Here is a 13,858-nt window from a genome sequence, read left to right on the forward strand (position 1 = left end):
AGCATATGGGCCATGGCGCACCTCGACTACGACAAGCTGAACTCCACTCTCCGCTACGTGATGTTCTCGGTGTTCTCGGTGAATCCGAGTGGACTCGACGCGGGTTCGCAGACCCGAGAGGCGATCGCCGACCAGGTCGCCACCTTCTTGAAGCAGCAGGAAGAGCGCGGCGTGGTGGTCCGTGGGGTGTATGACGTCGCCGGTCTGCGCGCCGACGCCGACTTCATGATCTGGACGCACGCCGAGCGCATCGAGGATCTGCAGGCCACCTACGCCGGGTTCCGCCGCACCGCACTGGGCCGGGCCTGCGCGCCGGTGTGGAGCAGCGTGGCGTTGCACCGGCCGGCCGAGTTCAACCGCAGTCATGTCCCGGCCTTCATCGCCGGTGAACCGGCAGGTGCGTACGTTTGCGTGTACCCCTTCGTGCGGTCGCTCGAGTGGTACGTCCTGCCCGAAGAGGACCGCCGCAGGATGCTGGCCGAGCACGGCATGGCGGCCCGGGAGTACAAGGATGTGCGGGCCAACACCGTGCCCGCGTTCGCCCTGGGGGACTACGAGTGGATTCTGGCGTTCGAGGCGCCCGAACTCGACCGGATCGTCGACCTGATGCGCGATCTGCGCAACACCGAGGCCCGGTTGCATGCCCGGGAGGAAACCCCGTTCTTCACCGGCCCCCGGGTCGAGGTAGACCAACTGGTGGCGTCGCTGCCGTAGCGGCCCTCGAAGCTGTAGTTAGCGCGGGAAAGTGCTAGGTGGTGGCCACGGTAACAACAGGCTCGGTGTTCAGGACGCGACGCGTTCGTCAGGACGGCGGCACCAACCGCAGACAAATCGAGTTGATGCAGTAGCGCTGGTCGGTGGGGGTGGGGTAACCCTCGCCGGTGAACACGTGGCCCAAATGGCTGTGGCAGGACGCGCACAGCACCTCGGTGCGCCGCATCCCCAGTGAGTCATCAGAGCGAAGTATCACCGCGTCGGAATCGGCCGGGTCGAAGAACGAGGGCCAACCGCAGTGAGAAGGGAATTTCTCTGTGCTGCGGAACAGTTCGGCACCGCACGCCCGGCATTCATAGACGCCTTCGGCGGTGGTGTCGGTGTATTCGCCGGTGTTGGGCGGTTCGGTACCGGCGCGGCGCAGCACCGCGAACTCTTCGGGGGTCAGTTTCGCGCGCCACTCGTCGTCGGTGAGCGACACCTTGGGAGAGGTCATGCCTCCACGTTAGCGTTCGCGGTGACCCGCTGCGCCCGGCTCCGCCGTCAGCCACGCCGGATCGATCCCGTCATCCAGGCGGCCCTGCTCCTTGGCGTCCAGGTAGCGGTAACACAGCACCGTGCAGATCACGATCAGCAGCAGTGACCAGCCGTAGGTGATCTTGAGGTAGTCCAGCGGTCGTCCGATGTTCATCCACCGGAAGATCAGCCACTTGTCCAGGGTCATGAAGCCGTAGACCCCCAGCCACGCCGGCCAGTTGCGCAGCACAGAGTTCGGCAGCACCACGGTCATCAGGAACGGGAACAGCACGATCGAGTAGTAGCCCTGCCCCAGTGACAGCACCAGGAACGACGCGGTCAGCAGCACACCCGACGAGGTCAGCATCCAGAACCGGGGGTCGCGGGTGCGGTAGTAGCGGTAGAGCAACCACAGGCTGACGGCGGCCAACACAGTGAACAGCACCCGCAGGAACAGGATCAGACCCGACGGCAGCCCGAAGAACACGCCGTTACCCAGGATCGAGGAGTTGAAGTAGTCGCGGGTGCCCATGATGTAGGGCACCGTCTGGGTGAAGTAGCTTTTCGGATCGCTGGCCAGCGGGAACGCCACCACGTTGAACAACACCGGCACCGCTATCGCCCCGACGAACGGCCGCCACTGCCGGCTCAGCAGCGGCAGTAGCAGCAGCGGTATCAGCACCGGTTTGACCACGATGGTCAGCCCGATGGCGACACCGGCCCACCACTGGCGGCTCTCCCGGCCGTCCAGCAGCCAACGCAGGAACAACACTTCGGCCAGCAGAATCACGCCGTTGATGTTGGTGAACACCAGTGTGCTGCTCACGCTTTCGGTGAGGAACATCGCGGCCAGCAGGGCCGGCGCGGCCACCGAGCTCAATCCGAATCCGAACATCCGCAACAGCAGGTAGGCGGCGAGCACGATCGCAATCGTGTTGGTGGCGATGAACGTGTAGCGCGACAGGGTCTCCGGCAGATACCCGAACGGTGACATCAGCAGGGTGCCGCCGGGGGAGTACAGGTAGTGCGGATCGACGTAGTCGAAGTGCTCGTTGTAGATGTCCAGGCCGTGCCGGAAGTTCAGCACGGCCCGGTACACCGGTTTGAAGTCATCGGTGATGTTGCCGTTCAGCGGCAGGATGATGGCCCGATGGATCAACGACATGATGGCCACCGGCCACAGCACCGAACGCAGTACGGTGGCGGTGCTCGGCGGGGACGTGGGGGGCCGGAACGCGGCCTGTAGGGCGCTGCCCGCCCGGTGTGTCAAGGAGTCGGCTGCCGTCACCAGCGAACCGTACCCCGGACCGGACTCAGGAGTCCGGGTCAGGCCGGGCAGTAGACGTCGGTGTCGGGCAACTTGCCGCTGTCGAGGTAGCCGATCAGGGGCGGCAGCGTGCACGCCGAATACACCGCGGCGCCATGGCCGATGCCCTGCCACATCACCCGCTTGCTGGCCGATCCGGCGTTGATGACGGCCGCGGCGGTGGCCGCCACACCTTCCTCCCCGACGATCGGATCGTTCTGCACTCCCAGCAGCAGCACATCGATTTTGAGTTCCTTGGGCAGGTCCGGGGTGCTGCTGCTGGGCCAGCTCAGGCATTGCGCCATGTCCAGCGCGCCGACCGTGCCGAACTGCGGGTATTCCTTGCCCCAGGCGACCACCAGTTCCCGGACCCGGTCTGGCGTAGGCCGGTTGTGCGCGTCGGCGCATGAGTTGATGAAGTGGCCGTCACTGCCGGTGGTGCCTTGGGCCCGGTTGATCAGGTTGTTCAACAGGTTGGCGTCGCCGGAATTGGCCGAGGCCAGCGCCTTGGCCAACTCGTTGGTGGTGTTGACGCGATCGCCGGTGGGATAACCCAGGGACGTCACGATCGCATTGGTCACCGCGGCCACCGAGGCGCCGCCGGGACCCTGCCCGGAGCGGGCGGAGTCCAGCACCGCGTTGACCGCACCCTTCGGATCCGGACCCAGTGCACAGCTCACCGCGACGCACTGCGCGGCGAACGCCTCGAAGGCCGCCTGCTGGCCCTTGACCCGTTCCTCGGCCGCGGCCTCGGCGGCGACTCCGAGCGGGATGGGGGAGTCCAGTGCCAGCCGGGCCACCTTCCCGGGATGCGAACCGGCGTAGGCCAGGGCGATCTGAGCGCCGTTGCCGATGCCGACCAGCGCGAGCGCGGGGATGTCCCAAATGCTGCGTAGCCGTTCGAGATCGGTGGCGGCGTGGGTGTTGTCGTAGGAGGATTCACCCGGCGAGATGGAGTCGGTGCAGTCGGTGGTGGCTTCCATGGTGACCGTGCCGAGACTGGCCACCGGGTCGTCGCCCGGGGCGAATTGCGCCTGATTCCACATTTCGTCGCGCTGGCTGCGATCGCGGCAATCCACCGGGCTGGACATCCCGATGCCGCGCCGGTCCACGGCGACGATCGGGTGGCTCTTGAGCACGTCCGCGCCGGCCCGCGCCAGCCAGATCGGCAGCTGCAGCGACGACGGCAGGTCCCAGCCGGTGGTGAACACGACGGGACCGGCATCGCCCGGGGTCTGCACGGAGCGCGCCCGCACCACCCCGATGCCGATCGACCCGGAGCCGCCGCCGAGTGGGTCGACGTCGGCGTCGTAACTGGCGCAGTCCAGCCGCACCCCGGGTGTGGCGGGAACCGCGGCGTCGCCGAAGACCCGGGCGGTGCAGTCATGCCACGGCAGGTCGTTCTTGGGCACCTCCACCGGCGGCGGCCCGGCGTGATCCGAGGTGGATTCCGGTTGCCCCTGGGGTCCCGCGCCGGAGTTGGTTGCGAAACGCGGGTCGGCGGCCAGCCCGGGCGCGCAACCGGCCAGCAGGGGCGCGGACCCGGCCAGCACGACGGCAGCCGTCACCACCGCGATCCGGGCGAACCTCGAAGAGCTGGTCATGCCGTTCACCTTATAGGCGCGCGCTTTTGACGTAGCGGCCGTAGAGGTAGCCGGATTCGTCGGAGAGCAGATGCGCACATCGCATCGGCGTCGTCAGCTCACCCGGGCCGGTGGCGATCCGGCGGGCCAGGCCACCGACCAGATAGGGGGCCATGGTCAGGCACAGCTCGTCGAGCAGCTCTCGCTCGATGAACGATCCCAGCAGGGTCGGGCCGCCTTCGGTGAGGACCCGGAACTGCTCGCGCTGCGCCAGCTCGGCCAGCACTACGGCTTCATCGACCCGCCCGGGGTCATCGCCCGAACAGTCCAGTACTTCGGCGTAACCGGCCAACCGCCGCCGGGTGTCGTCGGCGACCGCGGAACAGGTCAACACCAGCGGTGCCAGCTCAGTGTCGTTGAACACCCGCAGGTCTCGGTCCAGTTGCCCGGACTGGGTGACGATCGCCAGCCGGGGTAGCTCGGACTGTCCGCGGTCACGGCGGCCCTGGCGTTGGGCAACACCGAGCCGCGCTCCGCCGTAGTTCTCGACTCGGACCGTGCCCGCGCCGACCAGCACGATGTCGGCCAGCGCCCGCAGCAGCATGAACAAGGATCGATCACCGGCTCCGGCCAGCCCGCCGGAGGTGCCGGCCACCGTTGCGCCGCCGTCGATGCTGCCGATGAAATTGGCGCGCAGCCACACGCGTGGCGCGTCGGTTTCGGGATAGGCGTACAGCCGGCCCAGTTCGGCGTCGTCGACGGGCGCCGTGGAGCCCAGCAGGATGAATCCGGGGTCTGCGGTGAGGTCGGACATGGCCTCGATTGCACCATGTGACTACAGTTCGTGCGTGCCCAATCCAGCCGCCGAGTCGATAGACCATCTGGTGGACCGGCATCCGGCGGTATCCCCAGAACGGTTGATCGCGCAGCTCAAGCCGCCGCCGACGTTCGCGGGTGCCAGCTTCGCCAGCTACCGGCCAGACCCGGCGCAACCCAGCCAGGCGGCCGCGGTGACCGCGTGCACCGCGTTCTGCGCGCAGGCCGTGACCCGGCGCGCCGGAAGGCGCAAGCTGCTGGGCAAGCGTGAGGTGTTGCCGGGAGTGGGTATCTACCTCGACGGCGGTTTCGGTGTCGGCAAGACGCACCTGCTGGCCTCGATCTATCACACGATCACCGGCGCCGGCGATGGCGCTGGGCAGGCGCCTGGCACGGCATTTGCGACGTTTATGGAGCTGACCCAGTTGGCCGGGGTGTTCGGTTTCACCGAGTGCATCGAGTTGCTCGGCGGCTATACCGTGGTGTGCATCGACGAGTTCGAACTCGACGATCCGGGCAACACCACCCTGGTGTCACGGTTGTTGTCGGAGCTGGTGGCGCGCGGGGTCTCGATTGCCGCGACCTCGAATACGTTGCCTGAGCAGCTCGGCGAAGGTCGTTTCGCGGTGCAGGACTTTTTACGCGAGATCAGTGCGCTGGCAAGTATTTTCACCCCGGTACGCGTGGACGGTCCGGACTATCGGCACCGGGATCTGCCGCCGGCGCCCGAACCGCCCTCAGCGGAACAGGTCACGCAGCGCGCAGCGGCGAGCCCCGGGGCGACACTGGACGACTTCGACGGGCTGTGTGTCCACCTGGCCACCATGCATCCGTCGCGCTACCTGACTCTGATCGAGGGGGTCACCGCGGTGTTTCTCACCGGTGCGCACCCCATTGACGATCAGAATGTGGCACTGCGGTTGGTCGCTCTCACCGACCGTCTGTACGACGCGGGCATTCCGGTGGTGGCGTCCGGGGCCAAACTCGACCAGATCTTCAGCGCCGAGATGCTGGCGGGCGGTTATCGCAAGAAGTACCTGCGGGCCACCTCCCGGCTGCTTGCGCTCAGCAGCGGGGGTTAGCGAGCCTCGACGTAGGAGAGGCGACGCTGGACCACCGCATCAAACCCGGGGGTTAGCGAGCCTCGACGTAGGACTCACAGATTCCATTGGGCCAGGCGCAGGCCGGTATTGCGCGACAGCATCACCACGTGGGTGACCAAGCCGCGGTAGACGTCCCAGTACACGCCACCGTCGACGGTGGAGCCCGCGGGAGCGTTGGTAAGCACCGCGTCCAGGGTGGTCGGGTCATCGGTGTGCTTGGCCACGTATGCGTCGCCGCCGGGCGTGACACCGTCGAAGGTGACTGAGGCCGCCATGATGTAGGGGTTGGGCACCGAGATCGGGTGCACGGTCACGTTCGCCCGCCACGGCCCGCCCTGGTTGCGCCAGCGCGGCGAGCCGTTCGCGCCCCAGCCCGGGGGGATCTCGCTGGGCACCACGTCATGCACCGTGACGTCGGCGACGATCGGGCCGAATGCCTCATCGTGGTAGGAGATGCGCAGCGTGTCGCCGAGGCGACCGATCGGCGCTTCCGGGGTGGTGGTCGGCGTGGCGTACCCGGCGGCCGGCGCAATCAGGGCAGTCAACGCGGTGACGACGGAAGTGACCAGGGCCAGAATCCAGCGGTGCATCTGGGCATGATGGCACATCGAGATCGCGGGTGCAGCGGCCTTGGGGTTTGACGGGTCAGTTCGCGGTTTCAGGACCGGGGGAGGCCGGGTTCACGGTGATCGCCTCCAGTGCTCGAGCCAGATCGGCTTCGGCCCGGCCCCGGTCGACGCCGGCACGGTGTAAGGGGCCGGTGCCATCCTCGGCTTCCAGCAGCGCCAGCAGCAGGTGTTCGGTGCCGATGTAGTTGTGGCCGAGGCGAAGTGCGGTGCGGAAGGTCAGCTCCAGTGCCTTGCGGGCTGGGCCGTTGAACGGGATGAGTGCGGGCGGTTCGGTGTCGCCGGGCTCAAGGGTGACGGCGGCGGCAAGGGATTGCGGGTCGATCTGCTGCGCGGTGAGCAATGCGGTGGCCAGCGCGCCGGGATCGTGCAGGAGTCCCAAGACCAGATGATCGGGGGTGATCTCGGTGTTGCGTGCTCGGTGGGCGGCGTTCTGGGCCGCAACCACGGCACTGCGCGCCCGCGGGGTGAAGCGGGCGAAGCCCTGTTCGGGATCGAGCGTGGCGACCTCGGGACGCGGGACGAACTTCTGCTGCGCCGCCTGCTTGGTGACGCCCATGCACTTTCCGATATCGGTCCACGAAGCCCCTGATCGGCGCGCCTGGTCGACGAAGTGCCCGATCAGATGGTCGGCGACTTCGCCGAGGTGCTCGGCGGCCAGTACGGCATCGGTCAACCGCTTCAGGGCGTCGTCGTGCACGCCGGTGATGGCGTTGATCAGGTCGTCGAGGCGGACGGAGGGCACGAGCGGCGTCGGATCGGCCATGCCGTCAACGTTAGGTTGACGCTAGAGAATCGTCAACGGTTAGTTGACGACCGGGGACGGGACGGCACGGCTGGGGGAGGGCAACAGCCATTCCCCGAAGCCGTCGGCGAACCCGGATGACGGGGCATACCTGACTTTCGCCGGGCTGACACCCGCAGGCAAGGCGAACACCACGCAGCCGGTCGCGGACTCGCCGGGGGCGATGTGGAACATGCCGGCGTCGAAGTTCGTGCACTCGCCGACATCTTTGAGATTCGGCGCGTAGCGCTGCCCGTCGGAACCGAACGCCCAGACGTTGGTGTTGACGTCGCCGTTCATGGTTGCGGTTCCCGGGTTGGCGATCGTGAACTGCGTTGCGATGTAACTGATGCCCGGGTCGCCGGGGCCGGGCGTGATGGTCGCGGGGTCGATCACCTTGTCCAAGGTGACGGTGACGGTGCTGCCATCGACTCGGGTCAGGGACAGAGTGTCGCCGGTGTGCCCCGCAGGTTTCGGGGTGGCCGGGCTCGATCCGCTGAGGGTGCCGGCCGCGGGTGGCGCACTCGTCGAGTCGGTGTGGCTCGAACATGCCGCTGACATGGCGGCGGCCAGGGCCAATACCGACAGGGCGGCGATGGGTCGATTCATGGGCCACCTTTCGCAATTCCCGCTTCGTGCATTGCTAACGATTGTGGTGCTTCCCGGCTGATGGCCTCGTCCCGGCCCGGGATTCCGCTCGATCTGCCGCTAATGCGACTTTGTGCAGCGTGATCCGGTCTGTGGATGCAGCTAACAAAGCCGCGCAACGTCCGCGATGGTCCGGGCGATGCTCGATTCGCTGCTCGCAGGTGCTACGGCGGCCCGCACGGGAGCAACAGAGTCGACACCTCGGCAAAGGTCCCCGTSCGGGCGGGCTGGGGAGTCTGCTCGGTTGCGGCCTCGGGGGGCTGGTCGGGGGCAGCGTGTGGGGCACCATCGTGACCGCGCTCGTCGGCATGGCGCTCAAAGGCGAACAAGGCCTAGTTGTTCGAAACGGAAAAACCCCTGTCGTCACGCGGTGGCGGCAGGGGTCTTCACAGTGTTGAGTCTGGTGCGCGGTACTGGGATTGAACCAGCGACCTCTTCCGTGTCAGGGAAGCGCTCTCCCGCTGAGCTAACCGCGCTTAGAGCCTTGGGACGGAGGTGGAGACGGGAATCGAACCCGTGTGCACGGCTTTGCAGGCCGTTGCCTCACCACTCGGCCACTCCACCGCAAGGGGTTGATGCCACTTGACACCCTCGAGCGGATGACGGGATTCGAACCCGCGACCCTCACCTTGGCAAGGTGATGCGCTACCAACTGCGCTACATCCGCGTGCCTCGGGCGAGATCGTCGCCCGGCGCGATGCAGAACATTAGCCGACTGATGTGAGACAACACAACTTTGCATGTCAGAGCGGCGAGTCGCCCGAAAGGCGGCCTGCGCATTGATGCTTAGCGGGTTCGGCGTGCTAGTGTTCGTCCTCGTTCATCCGGTCTCGTAGCTCAGGGGGAGAGCGTCCGCCTCACACGCGGAAGGTCGCTGGTTCGATCCCAGCCGGGACCACAAGAAAGCCACCTGGTGACAGGTGGCTTTTCTCGTTTTGTGGCAAGCCAGATCGTGTCAACGACGGTGTCGATGCTCCGGCGCTCAAACTGAGACTAATCTGCAGCTGCGTCTTCAGTTTGGTTCGTTGGCGAGCGCCGCTAGGTGAGGAGTTCCCGTGAGGTCCTACAGTCCGACGCCGAATGCAGCCTCCGCCGCGCACCCGGGCCTGGAGCGATATCTGGCGACGTTGACGACCGGCGAGCGGCACTGTGCGGCAGCACGGCTCGCCGGCCTCGCCGACGCCGACTACTGCAGCCTCGGAGTCAGTGAACCGCAACCCGTCGAGTACGACTACCGCGTCACCGAGATCGAGGGATCGCTGCCCGCCGACTTGGCTGGGACGCTCTATCGCAATGGCCCCGGACGGTGGGAGGACCACACCGGGCGGCCGCTGCATCACCTCTTCGACGGCGACGGCATGGTCTCGGCGTTCACCATCGGCGACGGGAACGTGCACTACCGCAATCGCTACGTCCGCACGCGCCACTACCTCGGCAAAACGGGAACCCGACACTTGGGCACTGCCGCGGCCGGCGGCTGGCGGACCAACATCGGCAGGATCCCGCCAAATCTGGCCAACACCAACATTGTTGAGCATGCCGGCCACCTTTATGCACTGTGGGAGGGCGGTCCGCCACACGAGATCGACCCCGTCACCTTGGAGACGCGGGGCGTTCGCCGATTCGGCGGGCGGCTGCGATGGATGGGTTCCTACTCGGCGCACCCGAGCTTGTGCCCCCGCAGCGGGGAGATGTTCAACTTCGGGGTCGAATTCATCCCGCGGCCGCACCTGCGCATCTACCGCACCGATGTGCGTGGACGCCTGACGCACTTTCGCTCGGCGGGGCTGCCTTACGTCGCCATGGTGCACGATTTCGCGCTCACGGAGCGCTACCTGGTGTTCCTGGTGTCGCCGATCATTCCCGACGCGGTGCCGATCGCCTTAGGGCTCAAGCCGCTCGGCGACGCCATGCACTATCGACCCGAGCGTGGCAGCGCGTTCATCCTGGTCCCGCGCGACGGCGGTGACATCCGCCAGGTCGGGTGCGACCCCGTGCTCCAGTTCCATCTGAGCAATGCCTACGACGACGGCAGCGATGTGGTCGTCGACTCGATCACCTACGCCGACGGCCGGCTGCTGGAGCGCATCGCACGATTTCACACCAGCACCCTGGTGGATGCCCGGTCGGAGTTCACCCGATTCCGCATCACCGCATCGGGTCGTGTCACCCGTGAACCGTTGAGTGACACGCCTTGCGAGTTTCCCCGCCACCACGGCGGCTACGAGGGACGGCCGCACCGATACGCCTATGTCAGCAGCCGCAGGCGACTGGGCTCGTTCTACGACTCGATCACCAAGCTCGACTTGATCGAGCGCACCGAAACCACCTACACCGCCCAGGGGACCGGCGACAGCTTCTGCGAGCCCGTCTTCACCCCGCGGCCCAACGCCACCGCGGAGGACGACGGTTGGCTGCTCACCGTGGAATACCATGCCGCGCAGCACAGGTCACGATTGGTGATCTTCGACGCGCGCGATCTCGACCGCGGCCCCGTTGCCACCGCCCAGCTGACCCACCACATCCCGCAGGGGTTTCACGGCAATTTCAGCCCCGGCTAGGCCAGAGCAAACTCCTCCGGGAGCTCAGGCCATCTCGGGCACGTTGAGATGGGCTATCGCCAGATCGAATTCCGCGACCTCGAGCACCTCGGCACCCGCGTCATTGACGGCGCGGGCCCAGATCCCCTGCTCGCTGCTGCGACTGGCCACCAGCGCCGCTCGGTCGTCGAAGCTGACCGACGACACCGCGCGTCCCGAATGCCGATCCACCAGCAAGGTGGTGCTGCAGAAACCGTGCAGATCCTCCAACTCGGGGATCAGCGCCAGCTTGTAGGTGTCGATCATCCGCTCGCAGCCCGCCGGGTCGGTCCGCAGCCAGGTGACGCGCACACCCGCGTGCCGCCGAGACCGGTGATCACGGCGCACCGCGGCGATCTCCCAGCGGGTGATCTCGGCAGTGGCGTGGAAGATCTCCGCGGCACGGTCGCACATCTGCTGAGCGCCGGCCTCGCTTGCTCGCAAGGTGTCCTCATCCAGCCAGGACGAGGTGACGATGCACCGGCCGGCGTCGCGGTCGACCAGCATTGACATCCCCGCACAGCCGTCCATGTCGGCCAGGGTCGGCATCACTACGCCGCGGACGTGGGTGATCCCCTCATCAAGGAAGGACGGATGGGCGTGAATGGTGGTTGCGCGCGCGAACATAAGGGCCTCCGGGTGATCGGGCGACGCCCCGGCGGCGCCGCCGGTCCCTTCCACCATGCTCTCGCTTGGGTGCGGGGACAACCCTTATTCGCCCACCAATTCGCTGGCTATTCGGTGACGGGGTCCCGCTGGGCTCGATGTTGGGCATCTAGCTCCGCGATCTGGGCACCGACGCGGCCCTTCAGTGCGAGGGCAGCGATCAGCCCGGCGAGCAGCGCGATCAGCAGCGCCACCCAGGAGAACCGGGACAGCCAGTGTTCGGCTGCGACGCCGGCGTAATACACCAGGGCGGTAGTCCCGCCGGCCCAGAAAATCGCGCCGGTCACGTTCGCTATCAGAAAGTGCGGGTAGTGCATCTTCAGAGCCCCGGCCAGCGGGCCGGCCAGGATACGCAGCAGTGCCACGAATCGACCGAAGAACACCGCGCTGGCGCCCCAACGGCCGAAGGACCGTTCGGCGAAGGCGACATGGCCGGGGCCGAAGTGATTCGGAAATCGACGGCCCAGGCGGTCGAAGAGCGGCATACCGAATCGCCGGCCGATCGAATAGCCGATTGAGTCACCGATCACCGCACCGATCACCGCCGCCACCGCAACACCGACCGGATCGACCCCCAACTCGTGCCGCGATGACAACAGCGCGGCGCCGACCAGCATGAGTTCGCCCGGCAACGGGACGCCCAGGCTCTCTACCCCGATGACCGCGCCGACGAGCAGATAGATCAAGACGGGCGGGATCGAGTACAGAAGGACATCCACCGACATGCGGCCAAGCATGCCTGACGTTGCCCAGGAAAGCCCGTCACGACCGTCGGCGGCCCGGAGATGTGTCACCTAGTAGCGTTGCCCAGGCGTTGCGATCGATCGAGGAGGGGTAGTGGAATTCAACCTCGCCCAAGTGTTCTCAGCAGTTGCGGCGGCCATCGGCGATCGGGACTGCATCGTCTTCGGCGACCGGCGATTCAGCTATCAGCTGATCGAGGACCGATCCCGCCGGTTGGCGCGGGCGCTGCATGAGCGCGGCCTGGGCGCACGCCGCGAGCGGTCCGAGCTGGCCCCCGATGAATCCGGTCAGAGTCACCTCGCGCTGTACCTGGCCAACGGCAACGAATATCTGGAAGGCATGCTCGGTGCCTACAACGCCCGGGTCGCGCCGTTCAACGTCAACTACCGCTACGTCGCGGACGAATTGGTCTACCTGCTGGCCAACGCCTCCACCGAGGCGATCATGTACCACGCCCGGTACGCCCCCACCTTGGCCGAAGCGCTGCAGCAGGCCGGTGACCTGCTGCCCGCGATGCCGCTGATCCACGTCGATGACGCCTCGGGGAATGCGCCGCTGCCCGGTGCGGTGCGCTACGAGGAGCTGCTGGCCACCACCTCCGCCGAACCGTTGGGCCTGGCGCTGTCCCCGGACGATCTATACCTGCTTTACACCGGTGGCACCACCGGCATGCCCAAAGGCGTGTTGTGGCGTCAGCACGACATCTTCGTTGGCGCCATGGGCGGCCGTCAGTTCGGCACCGGCGCCGTGCCCACCACCGTGGAAGAGATCGTCGAACGCGCCCGAACGGCAGCGGCCGCCGGCTCGATGACGGTGGCGCCGTTGATGCACGGCGCAGCCCAGTGGGCCGCCTTCATCACCCTGCTGGGCGGGCGGCCCTTCGTGATGTCGGCGACCACCGACCGGTTCGACCCGGTCGGGGCCTGGGAACTGGCGGCCAAAGAGCGGGTCATATCGCTCTCGATCGTCGGCGATGCCTTCGCGCGCCCGCTCGCCGACGCACTGGAAGCCGGAGGCTCCGCGCTGGCGGACGATCTGTCGGGACTGTTGGTGCTGGCCAGCGGCGGAGCGCCGCTCACCGTGCCGATCAAGCAACGCCTCTTGGATCTGCTGCCGCAGCTGTCGATCCTCGACGCCGGCGGCTCCTCGGAGACCGGGGCGCAGATGGGGCAGACCACCAGCCGGGCTCAGGCCTCCACCGGCCGCTTCACCCCGAACCCGGGCGCGGTCGTGGTCAGCGAGGACATGGCCCGCATTCTGCGGCCCGGCGACGACGAGATCGGCTGGCTGGCACAGCAGGGATATGTGCCGCTGGGTTATCTCGGCGACCCGGAGAAGTCCGCGCGCACCTTCCCGGTCATCGAGGGGATCCGGCATTCGGTCCCCGGCGACCGGGCCCGCTGGGACGCCGACGGTGGCATCGAGCTGCTGGGCCGAGACTCGGTGACGATCAACTCCGGCGGCGAGAAGATCTTCGCCGAGGAGGTCGAAGCCGCGATCGCGCATCATCCCGCGGTCTACGACGTTGTGGTGGTGGGCCGGCCCAGCGAGCGGTGGGGCAACGAGGTGGTCGCGGTGGTTCAGCTGGCGCCGGGCGCCGACGCCGGGGCGCAGGACATCGTCACCGAGGCCGCCAACTACATCGCGCGTTACAAGCTGCCCAAGGACGTGGTGTTCTGCGCCCAGCTGCAGCGTTCACCGTCGGGCAAGGCCGACTACCGCTGGGCCAAGGAACAGGCGCTCGGCGCGCAACGGGTCTGAGCGGCCGCCGGC

Annotated in this window: 13 protein-coding genes and 4 tRNA genes; 5 read left to right on the forward strand and 12 right to left on the reverse strand. The window is 67.1% G+C overall.

All coding sequences use genetic code 11. The features are described from left to right. Nucleotides 1-12: 12 nt before the first annotated feature. Nucleotides 13-714 (forward strand): hydrogen peroxide-dependent heme synthase, encoded by a 702-nt coding sequence (gene hemQ, locus EJK91_RS09730; RefSeq protein WP_024441581.1) that lies wholly within the window; start codon nt 13-15, stop codon nt 712-714. 88 nt (nt 715-802) lie between these two features. Here hemQ and msrB read toward each other — a convergent pair whose 3' ends face one another. The 4 genes from msrB to EJK91_RS09750 are packed head-to-tail and all read right to left on the reverse strand — an operon-like array spanning nt 803 to nt 4,933. Continuing rightward, nucleotides 803-1,210, reverse strand: coding sequence for a peptide-methionine (R)-S-oxide reductase MsrB (msrB, locus tag EJK91_RS09735; RefSeq protein WP_024441582.1), 408 nt, complete (start codon nt 1,208-1,210; stop codon nt 803-805). A 9-nt stretch (nt 1,211-1,219) separates the two neighbouring features. Further along, complete coding sequence (gene aftC / locus EJK91_RS09740) at nt 1,220-2,560, reverse strand: arabinofuranan 3-O-arabinosyltransferase (protein WP_125078842.1); 1,341 nt, start codon at nt 2,558-2,560, stop codon at nt 1,220-1,222. Beyond that, nucleotides 2,557-4,140 (reverse strand): alpha/beta hydrolase, encoded by a 1,584-nt coding sequence (locus EJK91_RS09745; protein ID WP_125078824.1) that lies wholly within the window; start codon nt 4,138-4,140, stop codon nt 2,557-2,559. Before EJK91_RS09745 ends, aftC begins: the two co-directional genes overlap by 4 nt. Nucleotides 4,141-4,150: 10 nt before the next feature. Further along, nucleotides 4,151-4,933, reverse strand: coding sequence for a pyrimidine reductase family protein (locus tag EJK91_RS09750; RefSeq protein ID WP_046300302.1), 783 nt, complete (start codon nt 4,931-4,933; stop codon nt 4,151-4,153). Between EJK91_RS09750 and zapE the strand changes: the two genes are divergently transcribed. After that, a complete protein-coding gene (gene zapE / locus EJK91_RS09755) occupies nt 4,932-6,017 on the forward strand; it encodes a cell division protein ZapE (protein WP_046300303.1) in 1,086 nt (361 codons plus the stop codon). The two genes, EJK91_RS09750 and zapE, sit on opposite strands and share 2 nt — an antisense overlap. Nucleotides 6,018-6,091: 74 nt before the next feature. Here zapE and EJK91_RS09760 read toward each other — a convergent pair whose 3' ends face one another. The 6 genes from EJK91_RS09760 to EJK91_RS09785 form a co-directional block, all read right to left on the reverse strand. Next, nucleotides 6,092-6,628: a hypothetical protein gene (locus tag EJK91_RS09760; RefSeq protein ID WP_024441586.1), complete on the reverse strand. Its 537-nt coding sequence runs from the start codon at nt 6,626-6,628 to the stop codon at nt 6,092-6,094. A 55-nt stretch (nt 6,629-6,683) separates the two neighbouring features. Continuing rightward, nucleotides 6,684-7,430 carry a Clp protease N-terminal domain-containing protein gene (locus EJK91_RS09765; protein WP_024441587.1) on the reverse strand — a complete coding sequence of 249 codons (747 nt, stop codon included), beginning with the start codon at nt 7,428-7,430 and terminating at the stop codon, nt 6,684-6,686. Nucleotides 7,431-7,469: 39 nt separating this feature from the next. Next, entirely contained in the window at nt 7,470-8,057 is a 588-nt protein-coding gene (locus tag EJK91_RS09770) for a hypothetical protein (RefSeq protein ID WP_125078825.1), read from the reverse strand. Nucleotides 8,058-8,497: 440 nt separating this feature from the next. Next, a tRNA-Val gene (locus EJK91_RS09775) sits at nt 8,498-8,572 on the reverse strand. 17 nt (nt 8,573-8,589) lie between these two features. Continuing rightward, nucleotides 8,590-8,660 (reverse strand) — tRNA-Cys (locus EJK91_RS09780). A gap of 30 nt (nt 8,661-8,690) precedes the next feature. After that, a tRNA-Gly gene (locus EJK91_RS09785) sits at nt 8,691-8,763 on the reverse strand. A gap of 159 nt (nt 8,764-8,922) precedes the next feature. Here EJK91_RS09785 and EJK91_RS09790 point away from each other — a divergent pair. Both EJK91_RS09790 and EJK91_RS09795 read left to right on the forward strand, forming a co-directional pair. After that, nucleotides 8,923-8,994, forward strand: a tRNA-Val gene (locus EJK91_RS09790). A gap of 157 nt (nt 8,995-9,151) precedes the next feature. Further along, nucleotides 9,152-10,657, forward strand: a complete 1,506-nt coding sequence (locus tag EJK91_RS09795; protein WP_125078826.1) for a carotenoid oxygenase family protein — start codon at nt 9,152-9,154, stop codon at nt 10,655-10,657. Nucleotides 10,658-10,681: 24 nt separating this feature from the next. On the opposite strand, the gene EJK91_RS09800 is transcribed toward EJK91_RS09795, so the two are convergent. Together EJK91_RS09800 and EJK91_RS09805 are read right to left on the reverse strand one after the other, a co-directional pair. Next, nucleotides 10,682-11,302 carry an antibiotic biosynthesis monooxygenase gene (locus EJK91_RS09800; protein WP_046300321.1) on the reverse strand — a complete coding sequence of 207 codons (621 nt, stop codon included), beginning with the start codon at nt 11,300-11,302 and terminating at the stop codon, nt 10,682-10,684. Nucleotides 11,303-11,409: 107 nt separating this feature from the next. After that, complete coding sequence (locus EJK91_RS09805) at nt 11,410-12,066, reverse strand: DedA family protein (protein WP_024441591.1); 657 nt, start codon at nt 12,064-12,066, stop codon at nt 11,410-11,412. A gap of 112 nt (nt 12,067-12,178) precedes the next feature. On the opposite strand from EJK91_RS09805, the gene EJK91_RS09810 reads away from it, so the two are divergent. Next, nucleotides 12,179-13,846, forward strand: a complete 1,668-nt coding sequence (locus EJK91_RS09810) for an acyl-CoA synthetase (protein ID WP_125078827.1) — start codon at nt 12,179-12,181, stop codon at nt 13,844-13,846. The last annotated feature ends 12 nt before the right edge of the window (nt 13,847-13,858 follow it).

The organism is Mycobacterium sp. P7213, from assembly GCF_900604305.1.
Classification (GTDB): domain Bacteria; phylum Actinomycetota; class Actinomycetes; order Mycobacteriales; family Mycobacteriaceae; genus Mycobacterium.

Excerpts from the sequence above, each read along its gene's own strand:
- hemQ (WP_024441581.1), top strand. The coding sequence starts at position 13 with ATGGCGCACCTCGACTACGACAAGCTGAACTCCACTCTCCGCTACGTG.
- msrB (WP_024441582.1), bottom strand. The coding sequence starts at position 1,210 with ATGACCTCTCCCAAGGTGTCGCTCACCGACGACGAGTGGCGCGCGAAA.
- EJK91_RS09745 (WP_125078824.1), bottom strand. The coding sequence starts at position 4,140 with ATGACCAGCTCTTCGAGGTTCGCCCGGATCGCGGTGGTGACGGCTGCC.
- zapE (WP_046300303.1), top strand. The coding sequence starts at position 4,932 with ATGGCCTCGATTGCACCATGTGACTACAGTTCGTGCGTGCCCAATCCA.
- EJK91_RS09750 (WP_046300302.1), bottom strand. The coding sequence starts at position 4,933 with ATGTCCGACCTCACCGCAGACCCCGGATTCATCCTGCTGGGCTCCACG.
- EJK91_RS09760 (WP_024441586.1), bottom strand. The coding sequence starts at position 6,628 with ATGCACCGCTGGATTCTGGCCCTGGTCACTTCCGTCGTCACCGCGTTG.
- EJK91_RS09765 (WP_024441587.1), bottom strand. The coding sequence starts at position 7,430 with ATGGCCGATCCGACGCCGCTCGTGCCCTCCGTCCGCCTCGACGACCTG.
- EJK91_RS09770 (WP_125078825.1), bottom strand. The coding sequence starts at position 8,057 with ATGAATCGACCCATCGCCGCCCTGTCGGTATTGGCCCTGGCCGCCGCC.
- EJK91_RS09800 (WP_046300321.1), bottom strand. The coding sequence starts at position 11,302 with ATGTTCGCGCGCGCAACCACCATTCACGCCCATCCGTCCTTCCTTGAT.
- EJK91_RS09805 (WP_024441591.1), bottom strand. The coding sequence starts at position 12,066 with ATGTCGGTGGATGTCCTTCTGTACTCGATCCCGCCCGTCTTGATCTAT.